This is a genomic window from Bacillus sp. FSL K6-2819 (assembly GCF_038008305.1).
In the GTDB taxonomy this organism is placed as follows: domain Bacteria; phylum Bacillota; class Bacilli; order Bacillales; family Bacillaceae; genus Bacillus; species Bacillus amyloliquefaciens.
The window spans coordinates 2976799-2995502 of record NZ_JBBOYV010000001.1 but is presented as its reverse complement, the minus strand read 5'-3'; the positions used below and the strand labels follow the sequence as shown (position 1 = coordinate 2995502).

Genomic DNA, 18704 nt, shown 5'->3' with positions numbered 1-18704 from the left:
CCGGCGATATCGCCGGTTTTTGTTATTGGATAAATTCAAAAATCCGCTCCGAAACAAACTCCGGACGCTCTTCGGGGACGAGATGCCCCGTATCTTTAAGCGAATACAAAATGGAATCCGGGAGGTCGCGGTGAAGCCGTTCTCCGACTGAGACCGGCACGACCCGGTCTTCTTCCCCCCATATTAAAAGAGCGGGGTTTTGTACTCTCTTCAAATCTTCAGAGTCCAAATCGCCCTCCCTGTGCCTGATGAACCTTGTCATTGCTTTGAAAATCTGCCGGTCTGTAAATGGTTTTTCATAACCGTCAATCATTTCCTGGTCGATAAGCGTCCGGTCATGTACGACATTTAGCAGGTTTTTCAGCACGCCGTCTTTTGAAAGCCAATACTTAAGATACAAGTCAAAACAAGGGATATGCGTTCCGAATATAATCGACGGATGCGAGCGTTTTAAATACCCCGAGCTGCACAGCAGGACGATTTTAGAAAAAAGCTCTGGTTTAAGAAGAGACGCGGATAAGGAAATCTGGCCGCCCATCGAATGGCCGACGAGCGCGGCCCGGCTGATATTGAGCTTTTCAAGAAGTCCGATCAGAAGCTTGGCGAGGTTTGCATAAGTATATACGAACGTCCGTGATTTTTCCGATTGTCCGAAAGGAGGCAGGTCAACGGCGATAATATCATAATGGTTTCTGAGCAGCGGTATCAGTTTTCTGAAGCTGAATGCCGAAGATAAAAAACCGTGTACGCAGACGAGTGTGTCTCTGCCGGGATTTTCATAATGCTCGTAATACAGCTCAACTCCGTGTATCGCGGCCCGTTTAATCGGTGAAACAGCTTCCATAAAAGGCTTCGCCATCCTTTCTTTGTTGTGATGTAAAGGCTTTTTTGATTGTCAGATTTTAGCTCCGGTTTCTTTCGGGTTTTTCTTAGCATTTGTCGAAAATCGTGATATAATGTCATGAAGATTTTTGATAATGCAAAGGTGTGAAACATATGAAGCTGACCGAAAAAGAAACAGAAATATTAGAAATTTTAGACGAAAACAGCCGCGTTGACGCGGAAACGATTGCAAAAATGGCGAACATTCCCGCCGATGAAGTCAAAAGCATCATTGAAAAGCTTGAAAAGGAAAAAGTCATCATTGATTATGCAGCTATGATTGATTGGCGCAAAGTCGACGGTTTGGAAGGCGTCACGGCGATGATTGACGTAAAAGTCACTCCGAAACGAAATGTTGGCTTTGATGAAGTCGCTGAACGGATATACAGATTCCAGGAAGTTGAATCAGTATACCTGATGTCAGGGGTGTATGACCTATCTGTCGTTATTCGCGGCAACACGATGTCAGACGTTGCGAGCTTCGTGTCTGAAAAACTGTCCACCCTTGATTCCGTCGTTTCCACGACAACGCACTTTATTCTGAAAAAATATAAGCATGACGGCAAAGTCTTTGAAAGCGGAGACGATGACAAAAGAATCGTGGTGTCTCCGTAAATGGAAACGAAGACTTCTTATTTATCTGACTATGTGCAGCAGATTAAACCGTCAGGCATCCGCAAATTCTTTGATCTGGCCGCTACGATGGAAGGCGTCATTTCACTGGGAGTGGGGGAACCTGACTTTGTGACGGCCTGGAACGTGAGGGAAGCGAGTATTCTTTCTTTAGAACAGGGCTATACGGCTTATACGGCAAATGCGGGTCTTTATGAACTGAGAGAAGAAATCAGCCGCTATTTAGATCAGCGGTTCGGCCTGAATTATTCGCCTGACAGTGAACTGATTGTTACGGTAGGGGCAAGCCAGGCGCTTGATCTCGCTGTCCGCGCCATTATGAATCCGGGAGAGGAAATGTTAATTCCCGAACCGTGTTTTGTCGCCTATGAATCACTCGTGACACTGACGGGAGCGAAGCCGGTGCCGATTCAGACTACCGCTGAAAAAGGGTTCAAAGCATCAGCAGCCGATTTTGAAGCGGCTCTGACGGACAAAACAAAAGCGCTGCTTCTTTGTTCGCCGTCAAATCCGACAGGTTCCGTCTATTCAAAAGAAGAGCTTGAATCAATCGCTGCTTTCGCTGAAAAACACGACATCATTGTGCTCGCCGATGAAATTTATGCCGAATTGACGTATGACGAGCCATTCACGAGTATGGGGGCCATCCGCGGCATGAAGGAGCGGACGATTCTTATTTCAGGGTTCTCCAAAGCATTTGCCATGACGGGATGGAGACTCGGGTTTACGGCTGCGCCTCCCGTGATCAGGGACGCCATGCTCAAAATTCATCAGCACGCGATGATGTGCGCGCCTTCTATGGCGCAGTACGCGGCGCTTGAAGGGCTGAAAAACGGTCAGGAAGACGTGGAAAGAATGAAAAAAAGCTACCGGAGACGCCGAAATCTCATTGTGGAAACGCTGAACGAAATCGGACTCGGCTGCCACCACCCCGGCGGAGCATTTTACGCCTTTCCTTCCATTCAGTCGACCGGCATGAGTTCAGAAGAATTCGCAGAACAGCTGCTTCTTGAAGAAAAAGTAGCCGTCGTTCCGGGGAATGTGTTCGGCCCGAGCGGCGAAGGGTACATCAGATGCTCCTATGCAACATCCATTGAGCAGATTCAGGAAGCGCTCGTCAGAATCAAACGGTTTGTTGAAAAAAGGGCATAAAAAAAGATACGAACCCAGTTCGCATCCAAATAAAAGGGGGGGAATACTAGAAAGCCTTCGTAAACATAGTATACCCTCCTTTTTCCGTGCTTAAACATCCTCATAAAAAAAGTTCTCTTTGCGAAAAACAAACTTGTATGATATAATTTTAAATTGCGTATAAACTGTATTTAATTTAACTTAGGAGTTGTTATGAATGGCAGCAAAATTTGAAGTGGGCAGTGTTTACACTGGTAAAGTAACAGGATTACAAGCGTATGGTGCGTTTGTTGCATTAGATGAAGAAACTCAAGGACTTGTGCACATTTCTGAAGTCACTCACGGTTTCGTAAAAGACATCAATGAACATCTTTCAATCGGTGACGAAGTACAAGTAAAAGTACTTGCAGTTGACGAAGAAAAAGGTAAAATCAGCCTTTCTATCCGTGCGACTCAAGCTGCGCCTGAAAGAAAAGAAAGCAAACCAAGAAAACCAAAAGCGGCTCAAGTTTCTGAAGAAGCTTCTGCTCCGCAAGGTTTCAACACACTGAAAGATAAGCTTGAAGAGTGGATTGAACAGTCCAACCGCAAAGACCTTATCAAAAAATAAGCATCAAAAAAAAGCACCGGATATGTATGTTCGGTGCTTTTTTTATGTTTATCTGACTTCCGGATTTGTTGCTTCCTCGCGGGATGTTTCTTCGTTCGGCTTAAACAGCAGGCCGAGATTGATCAGACCGGCGATGCCGACAAGGCCGTAAATAATCCGCGACAGAGCTGATCCTTGGCCGCCGAAGATGGCTGCTACTAAATCAAATTGGAAAAATCCGATCAGTCCCCAGTTAATAGCGCCGATAATCGTTAAAACGAGACAGATACGCTGAATAACACTCATGTAAACAACCTCCTCTATGAATTCGTGAAACAGTTATAGATTGTGACAAAGCAAAGAATCTATGCATACTACATTCTCCGCCGTGAAAATCACACTGTTTCAAGCTATATCTGTGCCATTCCCGAGGTTACGACGTCTGTAAACCGTATGATGTGCCGTCAAAAAAGCGGATTGCTTTACATTGAACGTCATCTTTCTGCATAATATAAATCCAAAGGAGGAGATGTCATGCAAAACTTTACATATTGGAATCCGACGAAATTGATTTTCGGAAAGGGAGAGGTTGAAAAACTTCCTGAAGAAATCAAGCCGTACGGAAAAAACGTGCTGCTCGTATACGGAGGCGGCAGCATTAAGCGCAACGGTCTTTACGATCAAGTAACCGAGCTGCTGAAAAAAGCAGGAGTTACCGTACATGAATTGGCAGGCGTAGAGCCGAATCCGCGTGTCTCAACGGTAAACAAAGGTGTTGCGCTCTGTAAAGAAAACAACATCGATTTCTTATTGGCCGTCGGCGGCGGAAGTGTCATTGACTGCACGAAAGCCATCGCGGCGGGTGCTAAATATGATGGTGACGCATGGGATATCGTCACGAAAAAACACCAGCCGAAAGAAGCGCTGCCGTTCGGAACAGTGCTGACGCTTGCGGCGACCGGATCAGAGATGAACTCCGGATCAGTCATCACAAACTGGGAGACACAAGAGAAATACGGATGGGGAAGCCCGCTCGTTTATCCTAAATTCTCTATTCTTGATCCGGTAAACACATTTACCGTTCCAAAAGACCACACCATTTATGGCATGGTCGATATGATGAGCCACGTATTTGAACAATATTTCCACCACACGTCAAACACGCCGTATCAGGACCGGATGTGTGAATCGCTTCTGCGCACGGTGATTGAAACAGCGCCGAAGCTGATCAATGATCTGGAGAACTACGAGCTTCGTGAGACGATTTTATATACAGGCACAATCGCATTGAACGGAATGCTGTCAATGGGCGCAAGAGGGGATTGGGCCACACACAACATCGAGCATGCGGTGTCTGCGGTTTACGATATACCGCACGCGGGAGGTTTGGCGATTCTGTTCCCGAACTGGATGAGACATGTACTCAAAGAAAATCCGGCCCGCTTTAAACAGCTTGCCGTCCGTGTCTTTGATATTGCCGAGACAGGCAGATCAGATGAAGAGATCGCGCTTGAAGGGATCAGCAGGCTGTCTGCGTTCTGGACGAGCCTCGGCGCTCCGAACAGACTCGCTGATTATGACATTTCTGACGAGAAGCTGGATACGATTGCTGATAAAGCGATGGCAAACGGCGCATTCGGACAGTTCAAATCACTGCAAAAAGAAGATGTGCTTGCGATACTGAAAGCATCATTGTAATCAAATAAAGGGGGCGGCCGAATTGGCAGCTCCTTTTTTTCTGTGTTATAGTAATTCCCTTACGATTTTTTTGGAGGTTATTGTGAATGGAGAACTTTACGTACTACAATCCGACGAAACTGATTTTCGGAAAAGGTCAAATCGACCAATTGAAAAAAGAGCTGAAGCAATACGGGAAAAATGTACTGCTTGTATACGGAGGCGGCAGCATTAAGAGAAACGGCCTGTATGACCAAGTAACAGGCATCTTAAAAGAAGAAGGCGCATCTGTTCATGAGCTTGCGGGCGTTGAACCAAACCCGCGTCTGGCAACGGTGAATAAAGGAATTGAGCTGTGCAGACAGCATGAGATTGATTTTCTTCTCGCAGTCGGCGGCGGAAGTGTCATCGACTGTACAAAAGCGATTGCGGCCGGAGCGAAGTATGACGGCGACGCATGGGACATTTACAGCAAAAAAGTAACAGCGCAGGACGCGCTTCCGTTCGGCACGGTGCTGACGCTTGCGGCGACTGGCTCTGAAATGAACCCGGATTCCGTTATCACAAATTGGGAAACAAATGAAAAATTCGTATGGGGCAGCAATGTCACTCATCCGCGTTTCTCCATTTTAGACCCTGAGAATACATTCAGCGTACCTGAAAACCAAACCGTATACGGCATGGTGGATATGATGAGCCACGTATTTGAACAATATTTCCACAATGTTGAAAACACGCCGCTTCAGGACAGAATGTGCTTTGCGGTACTTCAGACGGTAATTGAAACAGCGCCGAAGCTTTTGGAAGACCTCGGGAACTATAAGCACCGCGAAACGATTTTATACGCGGGTACGATCGCATTAAACGGCACGCTGCAGATGGGCTATTTCGGCGATTGGGCTTCCCACACGATGGAGCACGCCGTATCAGCCGTATATGACATCCCTCACGCGGGAGGACTCGCGATTTTGTTCCCGAACTGGATGAGATACACGCTTGATACAAATGTAGACCGTTTTAAAAACCTCATGCTCAACATGTTTGACATTGATACTGAAGGCAAAACGGATAAAGAAATTGCGCTCGAAGGTATCGATAAATTGTCAGCGTTCTGGTCAAGCCTCGGCGCGCCGTCCCGCCTTGCGGATTATGACATCGGCGAAGACAAGCTTGAACTGATCGCAGACATCGCCGCAAAAGAAATGGAACACGGCGGATTCGGCAATTTCCAAAAACTGAACAAAGATGACGTGCTTGCGATACTGAAGGCGTCTCTGTAAGATCAGGTTTCCGGCCGGAGTGATTGCGTAAATCCCGCAGTCACCCGGCCTTCTTCATGACTTGATTTAGCGGTGGAGTTCATATAAAGTGAAAGAGAAAACAATTCACCGTTATGGAGGGACAAGCAAATGACGCATGTACGCTTTGATTACTCAAGAGCGTTACCATTTTTCAATGAACATGAACTTACATACGCACGTGATTTCGTAAAAACGGCACACCATAATATCCATGAAAAAACAGGCGCCGGAAGCGACTTTTTAGGCTGGGTGGACCTCCCTGAAAACTACGATAAAGAAGAATTCGCGCGCATTAAAAAAAGCGCTGAAAAAATTAAATCAGATTCAGACGTGCTCCTCGTCGTCGGAATCGGCGGTTCATACTTAGGCGCCCGGGCGGCGATTGAAGCGCTCAATCATTCTTTCTATAATGTCCTGCCGAAAGATAAACGCAAAAACCCTCAAGTTATCTTTATCGGCAACAATATCAGCTCAACTTATATGAAAGACGTTATGGATCTTTTGGAAGACGCTGATTTCTCTATCAATGTAATTTCTAAATCCGGCACGACGACGGAGCCTGCGATCGCTTTCCGGATTTTCCGCAAACTTCTAGAAGAAAAATACGGAAAAGAAGAAGCGAAAGCGCGGATTTACGCGACGACAGATAAAGAGCGCGGCGCTTTAAAAACGCTTTCTAATGAAGAAGGCTTTGAATCATTCGTTATTCCTGATGATGTCGGCGGACGTTTCTCCGTTCTGACTGCGGTGGGCCTTCTGCCGATTGCGGTAAGCGGGGCTGATATCGATGAAATGATGAAGGGCGCTCTGGATGCAAGCAAAGACTTTTCCAGCTCGGAATTAGAAGAGAATGCGGCTTATCAATACGCCGTCGTCCGCAATGTTCTGTATAATAAAGGAAGAACCATTGAAATGCTCATCAACTACGAGCCTGCGCTGCAATACTTTGCAGAATGGTGGAAGCAGCTCTTCGGCGAAAGTGAAGGAAAAGACGAGAAAGGAATCTATCCTTCTTCCGCTAACTTCTCAACAGACCTTCACTCTCTCGGACAATACGTGCAGGAAGGCAGACGCGATCTGTTTGAAACTGTATTAAACGTTGAAAAACCGAAGCATGAGCTGACTATTGAAGAAGCGGAAAATGATCTTGACGGCTTAAATTATTTAGCCGGCAAAACGGTCGATTTCGTCAACAAAAAAGCGTTCCAAGGCACGATGCTTGCCCATACAGACGGAAAAGTGCCTAACTTAATTGTCAACATTCCGGAGCTTAACGCATATACATTTGGATATCTCGTCTATTTCTTTGAAAAAGCGGTGGCGATGAGCGGTTACCTGCTCGGAGTCAACCCGTTTGATCAGCCGGGTGTTGAAGCCTATAAGGTGAATATGTTCGCGCTTCTCGGCAAACCGGGATTTGAAGAGAAAAAAGCAGAGCTTGAAAAACGCCTTGAAAAATAAAAAGAATGGCTGGCCCGCCGCATGACGGGTCAGCCTTTTTTAAACCGTGAAAGGTGTGATGATGAATTGGCACGACTCTTATGGAAGCATGCCGTCATTTCCGTCTGTTCCGCCGTTATTGTCTATCCTGCGCTGAATCCTTCTTCCGCTGTCCTCTTACAAACCATCCTGTTTTTCGCTCTTCCACTCGGGTTTTTTACGGATATGGTCCGGCTGAAACTGAAGATTGGCCGGATGCATTCGCTGATTACGAAGTGCTGTCTCTATGCCGCCGTTTTCTTTATTTCACCTGAAGCCGCTGCGTCCGCAATTGTGACGTATTTTCTGATTGAATGCGCCGTTTTCTCTTTTCAGCGTCTGTCTGCGGCTCCTGATTCTTCCCGGAAGCCGTATGAAGATGCCGCAGAGCGGGGACGCTAAAGACTAAAAGGAGCATATTTACATGATCAGCATACCATCTTCACTTGAAGGGCAATCTTTTTTATTCCGCGAATTGGAACAGGTGCTGAAACCGATCGGTTATACCATCGGAGGCGGCTGGGAGTATGACCGGGGATTCTTTGATTATAAAATTTCCGATCAGGACGGCTATTTATTTCTCCGTATCCCTGTTGAAGCAAATAAAGGACGGCTGGATGAACGGGGGGCTGCCGTTACAATCGGCACGCCCTTTTTGCTGAGGCACGTCTATCAGCAGGAAACGGATGATACAGCAGGCGGCGGTGTTTTTGAATCATTATTCAACCAATTCTCCGAGCCGAAACGCCGGGATGCAGCAATTGACCGTTCATATATCGATATCGGCATTTCACTCGTGAAAGAGCTTGAAGATGTTCTGCTGCATTAAAGAGCCAAAAACAGATCAGTGCTGAGCACGTGGTATGACAAGGGAGGGGTAAGCATCGGCCCCTCTTCTTTTTGTATGCCGATGATCGTGGTATTCCGCTTGAGATAATAGAGCGCACAATCATAATAAGATAAGCCTTTTAATTCCTCGGGGACGGGAATGATGCGAACCTTTTTCTCCAGCGTCAGATCGGACAGCGTTTGCGGTTTGGCAAGCTGCAGCTTGACCCGGTAATGCTCAAACATCACCCGGCTCGACAGCCGTGATGTGCACAGAATCTTATTGGCTCCGGCGCGTTCGGCGTTTTTGACATACCGTTCCGTTAAAATTTCTACGATACAATACACGGACGGATGCAGCCCTTTGATGGCGAGCAGCGTTAATACCGACAGCATATCAGCTTCCGCTTCATTCTTCTGCTGGTCTGCTGTCAGAATGACGGTATCGGCTTCCGTAATATTCGCCTTATTGAGCGTGCCGTCGTCAGCAGCGTGTCCGCGGATGAAATGGACGTTCTCAATAAGCGGCCCTTCTCGTAATGAATCATCGATCAGGACGACGGTTTTTGATGGTGCGAAGTGCTGCAGCTCTTTCAGAAGCATATGTGATTTCTCATTCCATCCGACAAGAATGACGTGCCCCTTGCCTTTAAAGGCGACCCTTCCTTCGACATAGCGGTGCTGTTTGCTGAACACGGCTGAAGAAAGCGTGGCGAAATAGGCGGTCACAAAACTCGCTCCGCTTAATACAAGCACCATGCCGGCAATCTGCCCGAGCGGCGTCTGGGGCACGTAATCGCCGTAGCCGACCGTAGCCACTGTAATAACCGCCCACCAAATCCCTTCAAACACAGACGTGAATTGCTTCGGTTCAAGCATGTAAATCAATTGACCGAACAATAAGATCAAGGCGATAATGATCAATCCGATCCGAATATATAACGGCCATCTCAGCCAGGAAATAAAGATACGGTTTGATTTCATTCGTCCGGCTCTTCCTTCGACAGAGAAATGGACAAAATCTGCTTAATAATGGTATTTAATTTTTCGTTCAGCTGTTCCTGGCCGTATGAGTCACGCGCCTGTCTGATTAACTCGGCCGTCTCATCCTCGAACTGAATGAGAGGTTCGTCGTTTTCCGATTCATTATAGAGCTGGATAAAGACGTCAAGCCCCTCATTCATTCTGTCTATCGCATTGCTCAGCTGTTCTTTTTCGCCATTTGTCACTTTCATGATGGATCACACCTGTATCTTTTTTTTATACAGTATGTCCCAGTTCATTTGATGTCTTTCAAAAATCGGCGAAAACATATTCACCCGGTTTTTTTCATATGATAAAGAAACGGACCGAAAAAGGGTGAGTCAGATGACAGTCATTCAAAAAGTGCTGGCGGCGCTGGCCGGAGCGCAGCTGCTCGCTTCAGCGGCCGTATTGCTTATTTTCGATTTGAATGGATACAATCATATGTCCGGCGGCTTTTCATGGCTTGCTTTTGCAAAGGGGACCGTTGGCACGTTTCCGTTTTATACTGCAATGGCCGGGTGTTTTCTGATCATGCTCGCAGGTTTGATTCCTGTCAGAAAAAAGAAGCGGATTTCTGTACAGGAAAGCGGCCATTCATTAAAATAATATATAAGCAGTTCGTACGATATAAGAGAAAAAGGAAGAGGATAATATGCTGTTTGTCTTTTTAACAATTGCTGCATTGGGATTGTCGTTTTGGGCACAATTTAAAGTGAAAAGCAATTTTCAGAAATACTCAGACGTGGAAGCTTCCAGTCAGCGGACGGGGGCGGAAACGGCAAGACGGATTCTTGATATAAACGGTTTATATGATGTGCCGGTAGAACCGGTAAGAGGCACTTTAACAGACCATTACGACCCGACGGAACGGGTGGTGCGTTTATCTGAGCCGGTATATTACGGCCGCTCCATTTCCGCCATTTCCGTCGCTTCCCATGAAGTCGGACATGCTTTGCAGCATCAGGAATCATACGGCGCGCTTGTGCTGAGACACAAAATTTTTCCGGTCGTCAATTTTGCCTCCGGGGTCGCCCCTCTGCTTTTCTTGGGCGGGATGCTCCTGGGCAGCTTGAATTTAATCGGACTCGGCATTATTTTATTCTCTGCCGCTGTTTTTTTCCAGCTTGTCACGCTGCCTGTCGAGTTTAATGCCAGCGCGAGGGCGAAGCGGATTATCGTGTCGGAAGGATTCATTCGCAACAGTGAAGAACACGGCGTGAATAAAGTGCTGAACGCCGCCGCGCTGACGTATGTGGCTGCGGCGCTCGTTTCATTATTCGAGCTGCTTCGTTTTGTGATGATTTTCTTAAACGGTCGTAATGAGAATTAACACGAAGGAGGTGGCCCCTTACCGTTTGCGGTAGGGGTTTTTTTGCTTATATTAAAACTGATTCTCATTATGCTGTTAATCGGATTAACGGCCATCTTTGTGGCGGCGGAATTTGCGATCGTAAAAATCCGCGGATCAAAAATTGCGGAACTGGTTGAAACCGGAGACAGCCGGGCGCTTGCGGCGCACAGGGTTATTTCAAATCTCGATGAGTACTTATCAGCGTGCCAGCTCGGCATTACGATTACGGCGCTCGGACTCGGCTGGCTCGGTGAACCGACGATTCAGCGGATTCTTCTTCCTGTTTTCAGCCTGATCGGAATGCCGTCATCCATTACGCACGTCGTCACGTTTATTGCGGCGTTTATCGCCGTCACGTATCTGCACGTCGTCATCGGCGAACTTGCACCGAAAACGATATCCATTCAAAAAGCCGAAGCCGTCAGTCTGTGGACGGCGAAACCGCTCATTCTCTTTTATAAAGTGATGTATCCGTTTATCAAGCTGTTAAACGGCTCGGCCGGATTTTTGGTCAAACTGTTCGGCTTTCATTCAGTGAAAGAACATGAAGTCGTTGTCAGTGAAGAGGAATTGCGGGTGATTTTATCCGAAAGCTATAAAAAAGGTCAAATCAATCAATCTGAATTCCGTTACGTCAACAAAATATTTGAATTCGATAACCGGGTCGCCAGAGAAATTATGGTGCCGCGCACCGAAATCGCCGCCATCTCGCTTGACCAGTCAGTTGATGAAGCCATTCATTTGATCATCAACGAGCGGTATACGCGATATCCGGTTATTAAGGAAGACAAAGACCACATTCTCGGCATTATTAACAATAAGGATTTATTTAAGGCGTATTTTCTCGGCCGTTCCATTGAATTAAAAGAAATTATGCGTCCGGTCATCAGAGTGATTGAAAGCATCCCGGTCCAGGAACTTTTGATCCGCATGCAGAAGGAGCGGATTCATATGGCGATTCTCGTTGACGAATACGGCGGTACGGCGGGGCTTGTGACCGTCGAAGACATATTGGAGGAAATCGTCGGGGAAATTCGCGATGAATATGACCAGGATGAAATGCCGCACATCGTCAAAAAAGGCGAACACCATTATGTGATGGACGGCAAAGCGCTGATAGAAGAGGTGAATGACCTCCTTGATATCGCCATCGAAAATGAAGACATTGACACGATCGCGGGATGGCTCTTAACACAAAAAATGGAGCTGAAAAACGGCGACGTGTTTCATGCCGAAGGGTGTGAATTCAAGGTGCTGGAAGCTGAAGACCACCATATCCGCTTTGTTGAAATTAAAAAAACTGATTTCTGAGCCTCCTGCTTTTTGCAATGAGGCTTTTTTTCTGAAAAAAATGCTTCTTCATCCCGCTCCTTCATATGCTGTAATGAAAGGAGTGGCGGTATGAAAACGGATTGGTGGAAAACGGCGGCCGTCTATCAAATTTATCCCCGAAGCTTTATGGATTCGAACGGAGACGGAATCGGCGACATTAACGGGATCAGAGCAAAGCTTCATTACATAAAAGAGCTGGGGGCGGATGTGATCTGGCTTTGTCCCGTTTTTGACTCGCCGGGCGCGGACAATGGCTACGATATTCGGCATTATAAACAAATTGCCGGCGAATTCGGGACGATGAAGGATTTTGACCGGCTCCTCGCGGATATTCATGCGCTCGGCATGAAGCTGATTATAGACCTCGTCGTCAACCATACAAGTGATGAGCATCCTTGGTTTATCGAATCCCGCTCAGCGAAGGATTCCGAAAAACGGGACTGGTACATCTGGAGAGACGGAAAAAACGGCAAAGAGCCGAACAATTGGGAAAGTATTTTCGGCGGATCGGCATGGGAATATGATCAAGGGACAAATCAGTATTACCTTCACCTGTTTGACAAAAAACAGCCCGATTTAAATTGGGAAAACGAATCGATGAGGCAGTCTGTTTATGAAATGATCCGCTGGTGGCTTGATAAAGGCATAGACGGCTTCCGGGTGGATGCCATTTCTCATATTAAGAAAAAAGAAGGTCTCCCTGATATGCCGAATCCGGACGGTCTCCCGTATGTCCCGTCCTTCCCGTATCATATGAATGGGGAAGGCATCATGGATCTCCTGAAAGAGCTGAAGCGGGAAACATTTTCACGCTATCCGATCATGACGGTCGGCGAGGCGAACGGAGTGACGGCTGCGGAGGCGGCTGATTGGGCCGGTGAAGAAAACGGCGTCTTTCATATGATTTTTCAATTTGAACACCTCGGTCTCTGGGATACGGATGAGAATCAAAGTATCTGTATTCCGGCGCTTAAGCGCGTCTTGTCCGGCTGGCAGAACAGTCTGGAAGGTAAGGGCTGGAATGCGTTATTTATGGAGAATCACGACCAGCCCCGTTCCGTTTCGGTATGGGGTGACGAACGGCTTTTGAAAGAAAGCGCCAAGGCACTCGCGGCGATGTATATGCTGATGAAAGGCACGCCGTTTATTTACCAGGGGCAGGAACTCGGCATGACCAATGTTTCGTTCCCATCCATTGAAGATTACGACGACGTCGCAAGCAAACAGCTGTATGAAAAAGAGACGTCCCGCGGTGTTCCGCATGAAAAAGTGATGAAAATCATCTGGAAAAAGGGCCGGGATAATTCACGGACACCGATGCAATGGAGCGGCGCGGCGAACGGCGGGTTTTCTGATGCTTCCCCGTGGCTCGGGGTGAACCCGAATCACACATGGCTGAACGCTGCATCGCAAATGCAGGATGAAACATCCGTATACCATTTCTACAAACGGCTGATCGCCCTCAGAAAAAAACATGACGTATTGATCAGCGGAACATATGAATTGCTGCTTCCGGAGGACCGGCAGATTTATGCCTATGTAAGAAAAGACGGAACGGAAACCGCCCTGATCATCACCAATCTGTCCAAAACCCCCGCCTTATACAGGCATCCCGGTTATCCGCTTGATTCCGATTCGCTCGTGCTCGCAAACATGGAAACAACAGCGCATCGGCATGTGACATCTGTTCTATTAAAGCCTTATGAAGCCCGCGTATATGTATGGTGAAAAACTTCAGTTCCGAGACTGAAGTTTTTTGTGATCTGCGTTTATCATCGCGATCCGACAGGAAAAGACAAATACAGAAACGAATATGGGAAAGGAAGAGAAAAAAAGGAAGGGGCATTCATATGCTGAAAAAATTGCAGATTCAAACAAACAGACGGGATGAAATGATCGACATCACGCATGAAGCCGAAGTATTTCTCCGCGAAACAGGCGTAAAAAGCGGCTTGGCGCTAATATACTGTCCCCATACCACAGCCGGCATTACCATAAATGAAAATGCCGATCCGGATGTGAAAAGGGATATGCTCAGAAGGTTTGATGAAGTGTATCCGTGGGAGCATGAACTGGACCGGCATATGGAGGGAAATACGGCGGCGCATATGAAAGCGAGTACAACGGGCGCCTCCCAGCATGTCATCATTGAAGACGGGCGCCTGATTCTCGGAACGTGGCAGGGCATTTATTTTTGCGAATTTGACGGTCCGAGAAACAGAACATGTTATATCAAAATACAGGCTGAAACGGGGGAAATCACAATGAGTGAGTGGATGGACGCATTATCATTGACAAAGCCCGTCATCCAGGCGCCGATGGCCGGAGGGCTTGTCACACCGCGCCTGGCATCAGCGGTATCAAATGAAGGGGCGCTCGGAAGTCTCGCTTCAGGATACGTCAGTCCGCAGGCGCTTGAAAAACAGCTTATCGAGATGAAAGACCTGACGAACCGCTCCTTTCAAGTGAATCTTTTCGTCCCGGAAGAAAGGCAGATGCCTGAGGAGGAACTGGTTGAAAAATGGAAAGCGCGCATCCCGAGGGCAAATGACGCCAAGCCGTTCTCCGATTTGAAAGAAGAATGGAATGATTTTGAGGAAAAAGCGGAGCTTCTGATCCGTTACGGGGTCAAAGCGTGCTCATTCACCTTCGGCCTGCCGCCGGAAAAAACGGCAGAAAAGCTGAAGAAAAGCGGCTGTTTCCTTTTCGGCACCGCGACAACGCCGGAGGAAGCGAAGGCCTTTGAAGAGCGGGGAATGGACGCCGTTATCCTTCAAGGAATAGAAGCCGGCGGGCATCGCGGATCGTTTCTGCCGGTTAAAGGAGAACCGGCTCTCGGCCTTATGGCACTGATTCCGCAGGCTAAAGACGCGCTGAAAATCCCGGTCATTGCGGCTGGAGGCATTTTTGACCGCCGCGGGGTGCAGGCAGCCCGATGTTTGGGTGCGGACGGTGTTCAAGTGGGCACACCGTTTCTCCTTTGTGAAGAAAGCAGCGCCTCGCCGGCATATCAAAAAGCCATTGCCGAATCAAAAGGAGCCGACACGCGGCTGACCACATTGTTTTCGGGAAAACAGGCGCGGGGAATCGTGAATCAGTTCATGAAAACATATGAAGCTGATGAGGGGAAAACGCTGCCCTATCCGCTGCATAATACGCTGACAAAGCCGATGCGAGGGCATGCGGCTCAATCAGGAGACGCGGAGCATATGTCTTTATGGGCAGGCCAGTCCGCCGCAAAACTTGAAGGGCCGACAGACGTGAAAACCGTTTTGGACGCTTTGTGCTGATCATAATTACGATGCTGTGAGGTGATGGATGATGAAGATTCTTCAAATGTCCTATAAAAAAAGAGGGAATATTGAGTTTGTCTTTGAAGATTTTCCGCATTCCAAAGTCACCATGGCGCCGATTAAAGGGTATTACTTTGTCCGGACCATTAAATGGAGCAGACGGGACAGAGCCGTCACCCGCCATGACTTAGAGAAGTTTGAATGGGCGGCAAACCAAGCGCTCGGCACGACCGCTTTTTACCGAAAAAGAAAAGCATTTCACATCCCATCGTCACCATGACAGACGATGGGATTGTTTTAATGCATGATCTGATAAAGCGCGGGCGCATCAAGCCTTGTCGCCTGAGAAAGCAGATAAGCTGACTGCACGGCATTTTTTCTTCTTAAAGAATTCAATCTCTGGATGATTTGTTCAGCGGTCAGAATCCCGAGACCGTGGGCAAAATATTGATCATTCCCCATCACAATGACATTTTCTCCCCGCCACTGGGCCTTTGCGGGATTAAACTCAGGGTTTTTAAAATATAAACAATCTCCCCGTAAAAAGTGTCTGCCGGTTTCCGTGTAGATCGGCAGGTGCTCATAGTGCCAGTCATACAAAGTAATATCCCGGAAACGGCGGTCAAACCGTTCTTCACCGATCGTCTTTAAGACGGCCAGATAATAAATCACAACAATAGCGGTAGCGCATTCAAATGCATAAAACGCCCCGTTTTCAATAATATCCCGTATCGCTTTGGAAGCGGGGATTCTGTACTTCAGCTCCAGAGCTCCTTCCGGCGTCACTCTCCAATAAGCCGTATTTCCGTATGTTTTGGCGAAAGTTGCAAATTTTGCGCCTGATCCGTGCAGTTCTCTTGCAGCCTCCACGATATGGCGCCGCAGCCGTGCTTCAAACATCAGTTCAGTAATTGACCCGTAATCGAATTGTACGGGAGAATTGATCAGTTCATTTAAATACGGAACAAGGCTTTCTTCCGTCTGCCAGTTCGCGATGTCCTGGGGCCGAAGCACTTGGCCGGATATGATAATCATCTGCACGCCCCCTCTCTTTTTTTATAAGATATGCAGGAGGCTTGGGCAATGAAAATCAAGTCATAAAAAAGGGGGAAATGTTAACAAAATGTGAAGGAGGAGCCGATATATAAGGTATCACATATGAGGGAGCAAGCTTAATATGAAAAAATTCATCAATTGGTGTACAAAGGCATCGATTTCACGGAAATTAATCATTTCATTTATCGTGATCTTAATCATACCGATTCTCGTGTTGGAATTCAGTTCATACCATACGGCGAGCAATTCGCTGGATGATCAGATTTCAGGCAACGCGAAAAATAACATCGACTCTTTTAACTCGACCATTACAAATGATATCGGCGCAAAAGCAAAGGCGATTGAATTTTTCAGTGAAACCTTAAAAGGTTCATCATTCTCTAAAAAAAATAAAACCGAACTTGAAGAAAAGTTCGGGCAATACACGTCTATTCATAAGGACGCAGCTCGTATTTACGGAGGAACGGAAGACGGCAGCTACGTACAGGCGCCGAAGGAAAATGTTCCGGCCGATTACGATCCGAGAACACGCGCATGGTATAAAGACGCTGTGAAGGCTGGCGGCACGCTCGTTGTCACTGATCCTTACATCGCTGCAAACGACGGCAGCATGGTTGTCACCGTAGCAAAGCAGATGCAGGACGGAACGGGCGTAGTGGCCATGGATATTACGATTGACCAGCTGCTGAAGCAAATGCAGGAAATCAAAATCGGGAAAAAAGGCTTCGTGTTTATAACATCTAAAAACAAGACTTACGTCGCGCATAAAGACCATAAACCGGGTGATAAAGTATCAACCCCGTGGCTGAATGAGGTATACAGCAAAGACAGCGGCATTATTTCATACAAGCTTGATAATCAAGATAAAAAAATGGCGTTTACGACAAATAAACTAACCGGATGGAAAATAGAGGGGAGTATGGAACTCACCGAAATTAAAGACGCCTCAAAACCGGTGCTGACGATGGGAATGATCGTGCTTGCAGCATCCATTATCATCGGGGGAATTTTAATTCTGCTGATTGTCAGATCCATTACATCACCGCTGAAACGGCTTGTCCGCTCGTCTAAACAAATCAGCGGCGGAGACCTGACCGAAACCATTGAAATCCGCTCGAAAGATGAATTGGGCGAACTCGGTGCAAGTTTTAATGAAATGGGAGAATCTCTGCGCGGACTTATAAGCGCGATCCAAAACTCTGTCGACAACGTTGCCGCTTCATCGGAAGAGCTGACCGCTTCAGCTTCGCAGACAAGCAAAGCGACGGAGCACATTACTATGGCAATTGAGCAGTTTTCAAACGGAAATGAAGAACAAAGCGAAAAAGTAGAATCAAGTTCAGCCAAGCTGAATCATATAAATGAAGGGCTCGCAGCCGTTTCCCGCACATCATCATCCATTACGGAAGCATCTAAACAATCGAAAGAAGCTGCCGGCACCGGGGAAGAATATGTGCAGCAAACCGTCGGGCAGATGAATCTCATCAATCAATCCGTTCAGCAGGCGGAAGCTGTTGTGAAAGGGCTTGAAGCCAAATCAAAAGACATCACTCATATACTAAGAGTCATTAACGGCATTGCCGATCAGACAAACCTGCTTGCATTAAATGCAGCCATTGAAGCGGCAAGAGCCGGTGAATACGGACGAGGCTTCTCAGTGGTCGCGGAAGAAGTGCGTAAGCTGGCCGTCCAATCTGCAGGTTCTGCCAAAGAGATAGAAAAACTCATTCAGGAAATTACAGCTGAGATTAATACATCGCTTCACATGTTTACATCCGTTAATGAAGAAGTTCAATCAGGACTTGCCGTGACGGACCGCACGAAAGAAAGCTTCCAGAATATCTTCGGCATGACAAACGACATCGCCGAGAAGCTTCAATCAATGAACGGCACGGTTGAACAGCTGTCAGACAGCTCTCAGCACGTCTCAGCCGCAGTGACCGATATTGCGGACGTATCAAGAGAAAGCGCGGCAAGTATTCAGGATATTGCCGCATCCGCAGAAGAACAGCTTGCATCTATGGAAGAAATCAGCACATCCGCCGATACGTTGGCGCAAATGGCCGAAGAACTGCGGGAATTAACGAAACAATTTAAAATCAACTAGTACAAAAGGACGCTTTCCG

Annotated in this window: 20 protein-coding genes and 1 pseudogene; 16 read left to right on the top strand and 5 right to left on the bottom strand. The window is 47.2% G+C overall.

The window, feature by feature from the left end; translation table 11 throughout:
• Positions 1–22: 22 nt before the first annotated feature.
• On the bottom strand, positions 23–844 hold the full coding sequence (locus MHH91_RS15655; RefSeq protein WP_014470892.1) for an alpha/beta fold hydrolase: 822 nt from the start codon (positions 842–844) through the stop codon (positions 23–25).
• 152 nt (positions 845–996) lie between these two features.
• Here MHH91_RS15655 and MHH91_RS15650 point away from each other — a divergent pair, with 152 nt between their 5' ends.
• The 3 genes from MHH91_RS15650 (at position 997) to yugI (ending at position 3256) form a co-directional block, all read left to right on the top strand.
• The gene (locus MHH91_RS15650; protein WP_013353368.1) at positions 997–1497 is read left to right on the top strand and encodes an Lrp/AsnC family transcriptional regulator; all 501 of its coding nucleotides are present in this window, start codon (positions 997–999) and stop codon (positions 1495–1497) included.
• The gene (locus tag MHH91_RS15645; protein WP_013353367.1) at positions 1498–2667 is read left to right on the top strand and encodes an aminotransferase; all 1170 of its coding nucleotides are present in this window, start codon (positions 1498–1500) and stop codon (positions 2665–2667) included.
• A gap of 196 nt (positions 2668–2863) precedes the next feature.
• The gene (gene yugI, locus MHH91_RS15640) at positions 2864–3256 is read left to right on the top strand and encodes a S1 domain-containing post-transcriptional regulator GSP13 (RefSeq protein ID WP_013353366.1); all 393 of its coding nucleotides are present in this window, start codon (positions 2864–2866) and stop codon (positions 3254–3256) included.
• 48 nt (positions 3257–3304) lie between these two features.
• On the opposite strand, the gene MHH91_RS15635 is transcribed toward yugI, so the two are convergent.
• On the bottom strand, positions 3305–3541 hold the full coding sequence (locus tag MHH91_RS15635) for a DUF378 domain-containing protein (protein WP_013353365.1): 237 nt from the start codon (positions 3539–3541) through the stop codon (positions 3305–3307).
• A 228-nt stretch (positions 3542–3769) separates the two neighbouring features.
• Between MHH91_RS15635 and MHH91_RS15630 the strand changes: the two genes are divergently transcribed.
• From MHH91_RS15630 to MHH91_RS15610, 5 genes are all read left to right on the top strand, one after another.
• Positions 3770–4933, top strand: a complete 1164-nt coding sequence (locus tag MHH91_RS15630) for an iron-containing alcohol dehydrogenase (protein WP_013353364.1) — start codon at positions 3770–3772, stop codon at positions 4931–4933.
• Between the two features lie 86 nt (positions 4934–5019).
• Positions 5020–6192: an iron-containing alcohol dehydrogenase gene (locus tag MHH91_RS15625; protein WP_013353363.1), complete on the top strand. Its 1173-nt coding sequence runs from the start codon at positions 5020–5022 to the stop codon at positions 6190–6192.
• A 129-nt stretch (positions 6193–6321) separates the two neighbouring features.
• Complete coding sequence (locus MHH91_RS15620; RefSeq protein WP_014472188.1) at positions 6322–7674, top strand: glucose-6-phosphate isomerase; 1353 nt, start codon at positions 6322–6324, stop codon at positions 7672–7674.
• Between the two features lie 21 nt (positions 7675–7695).
• Entirely contained in the window at positions 7696–8094 is a 399-nt protein-coding gene (locus tag MHH91_RS15615; RefSeq protein WP_013353361.1) for a hypothetical protein, read from the top strand.
• A gap of 22 nt (positions 8095–8116) precedes the next feature.
• Positions 8117–8521 carry a YugN-like family protein gene (locus tag MHH91_RS15610; RefSeq protein ID WP_013353360.1) on the top strand — a complete coding sequence of 135 codons (405 nt, stop codon included), beginning with the start codon at positions 8117–8119 and terminating at the stop codon, positions 8519–8521.
• Here the strand turns inward: MHH91_RS15610 and MHH91_RS15605 are convergent.
• Together MHH91_RS15605 and MHH91_RS15600 are read right to left on the bottom strand one after the other, a co-directional pair.
• The gene (locus MHH91_RS15605) at positions 8518–9504 is read right to left on the bottom strand and encodes a potassium channel family protein (RefSeq protein ID WP_013353359.1); all 987 of its coding nucleotides are present in this window, start codon (positions 9502–9504) and stop codon (positions 8518–8520) included. The genes MHH91_RS15610 and MHH91_RS15605 overlap by 4 nt on opposite strands.
• The gene (locus MHH91_RS15600) at positions 9501–9755 is read right to left on the bottom strand and encodes a protein mistic (RefSeq protein ID WP_013353358.1); all 255 of its coding nucleotides are present in this window, start codon (positions 9753–9755) and stop codon (positions 9501–9503) included. Before MHH91_RS15600 ends, MHH91_RS15605 begins: the two co-directional genes overlap by 4 nt.
• Positions 9756–9888: 133 nt before the next feature.
• On the opposite strand from MHH91_RS15600, the gene MHH91_RS15595 reads away from it, so the two are divergent.
• The 7 genes and pseudogenes from MHH91_RS15595 (at position 9889) to MHH91_RS15565 (ending at position 15802) form a co-directional block, all read left to right on the top strand.
• Positions 9889–10152, top strand: coding sequence for a hypothetical protein (locus tag MHH91_RS15595; protein ID WP_013353357.1), 264 nt, complete (start codon positions 9889–9891; stop codon positions 10150–10152).
• Positions 10153–10198: 46 nt separating this feature from the next.
• A complete protein-coding gene (locus MHH91_RS15590) occupies positions 10199–10876 on the top strand; it encodes a zinc metallopeptidase (RefSeq protein WP_013353356.1) in 678 nt (225 codons plus the stop codon).
• 42 nt (positions 10877–10918) lie between these two features.
• Positions 10919–12208 (top strand): hemolysin family protein, encoded by a 1290-nt coding sequence (locus MHH91_RS15585; protein WP_013353355.1) that lies wholly within the window; start codon positions 10919–10921, stop codon positions 12206–12208.
• A 90-nt stretch (positions 12209–12298) separates the two neighbouring features.
• On the top strand, positions 12299–13957 hold the full coding sequence (locus MHH91_RS15580; RefSeq protein ID WP_013353354.1) for a glycoside hydrolase family 13 protein: 1659 nt from the start codon (positions 12299–12301) through the stop codon (positions 13955–13957).
• Positions 13958–14079: 122 nt separating this feature from the next.
• Positions 14080–14469: pseudogene (locus MHH91_RS15575) on the top strand (secondary thiamine-phosphate synthase enzyme YjbQ); the annotation flags it as partial.
• 24 nt (positions 14470–14493) lie between these two features.
• Complete coding sequence (locus MHH91_RS15570; RefSeq protein ID WP_038463280.1) at positions 14494–15519, top strand: NAD(P)H-dependent flavin oxidoreductase; 1026 nt, start codon at positions 14494–14496, stop codon at positions 15517–15519.
• A 31-nt stretch (positions 15520–15550) separates the two neighbouring features.
• Entirely contained in the window at positions 15551–15802 is a 252-nt protein-coding gene (locus MHH91_RS15565; protein WP_013353352.1) for a hypothetical protein, read from the top strand.
• A gap of 17 nt (positions 15803–15819) precedes the next feature.
• On the opposite strand, the gene MHH91_RS15560 is transcribed toward MHH91_RS15565, so the two are convergent.
• Positions 15820–16557 carry a protein-glutamine gamma-glutamyltransferase gene (locus MHH91_RS15560; protein ID WP_013353351.1) on the bottom strand — a complete coding sequence of 246 codons (738 nt, stop codon included), beginning with the start codon at positions 16555–16557 and terminating at the stop codon, positions 15820–15822.
• Between the two features lie 142 nt (positions 16558–16699).
• On the opposite strand from MHH91_RS15560, the gene tlpB reads away from it, so the two are divergent.
• The gene (gene tlpB / locus MHH91_RS15555) at positions 16700–18685 is read left to right on the top strand and encodes a methyl-accepting chemotaxis protein TlpB (RefSeq protein WP_013353350.1); all 1986 of its coding nucleotides are present in this window, start codon (positions 16700–16702) and stop codon (positions 18683–18685) included.
• Positions 18686–18704 lie beyond the last annotated feature (19 nt).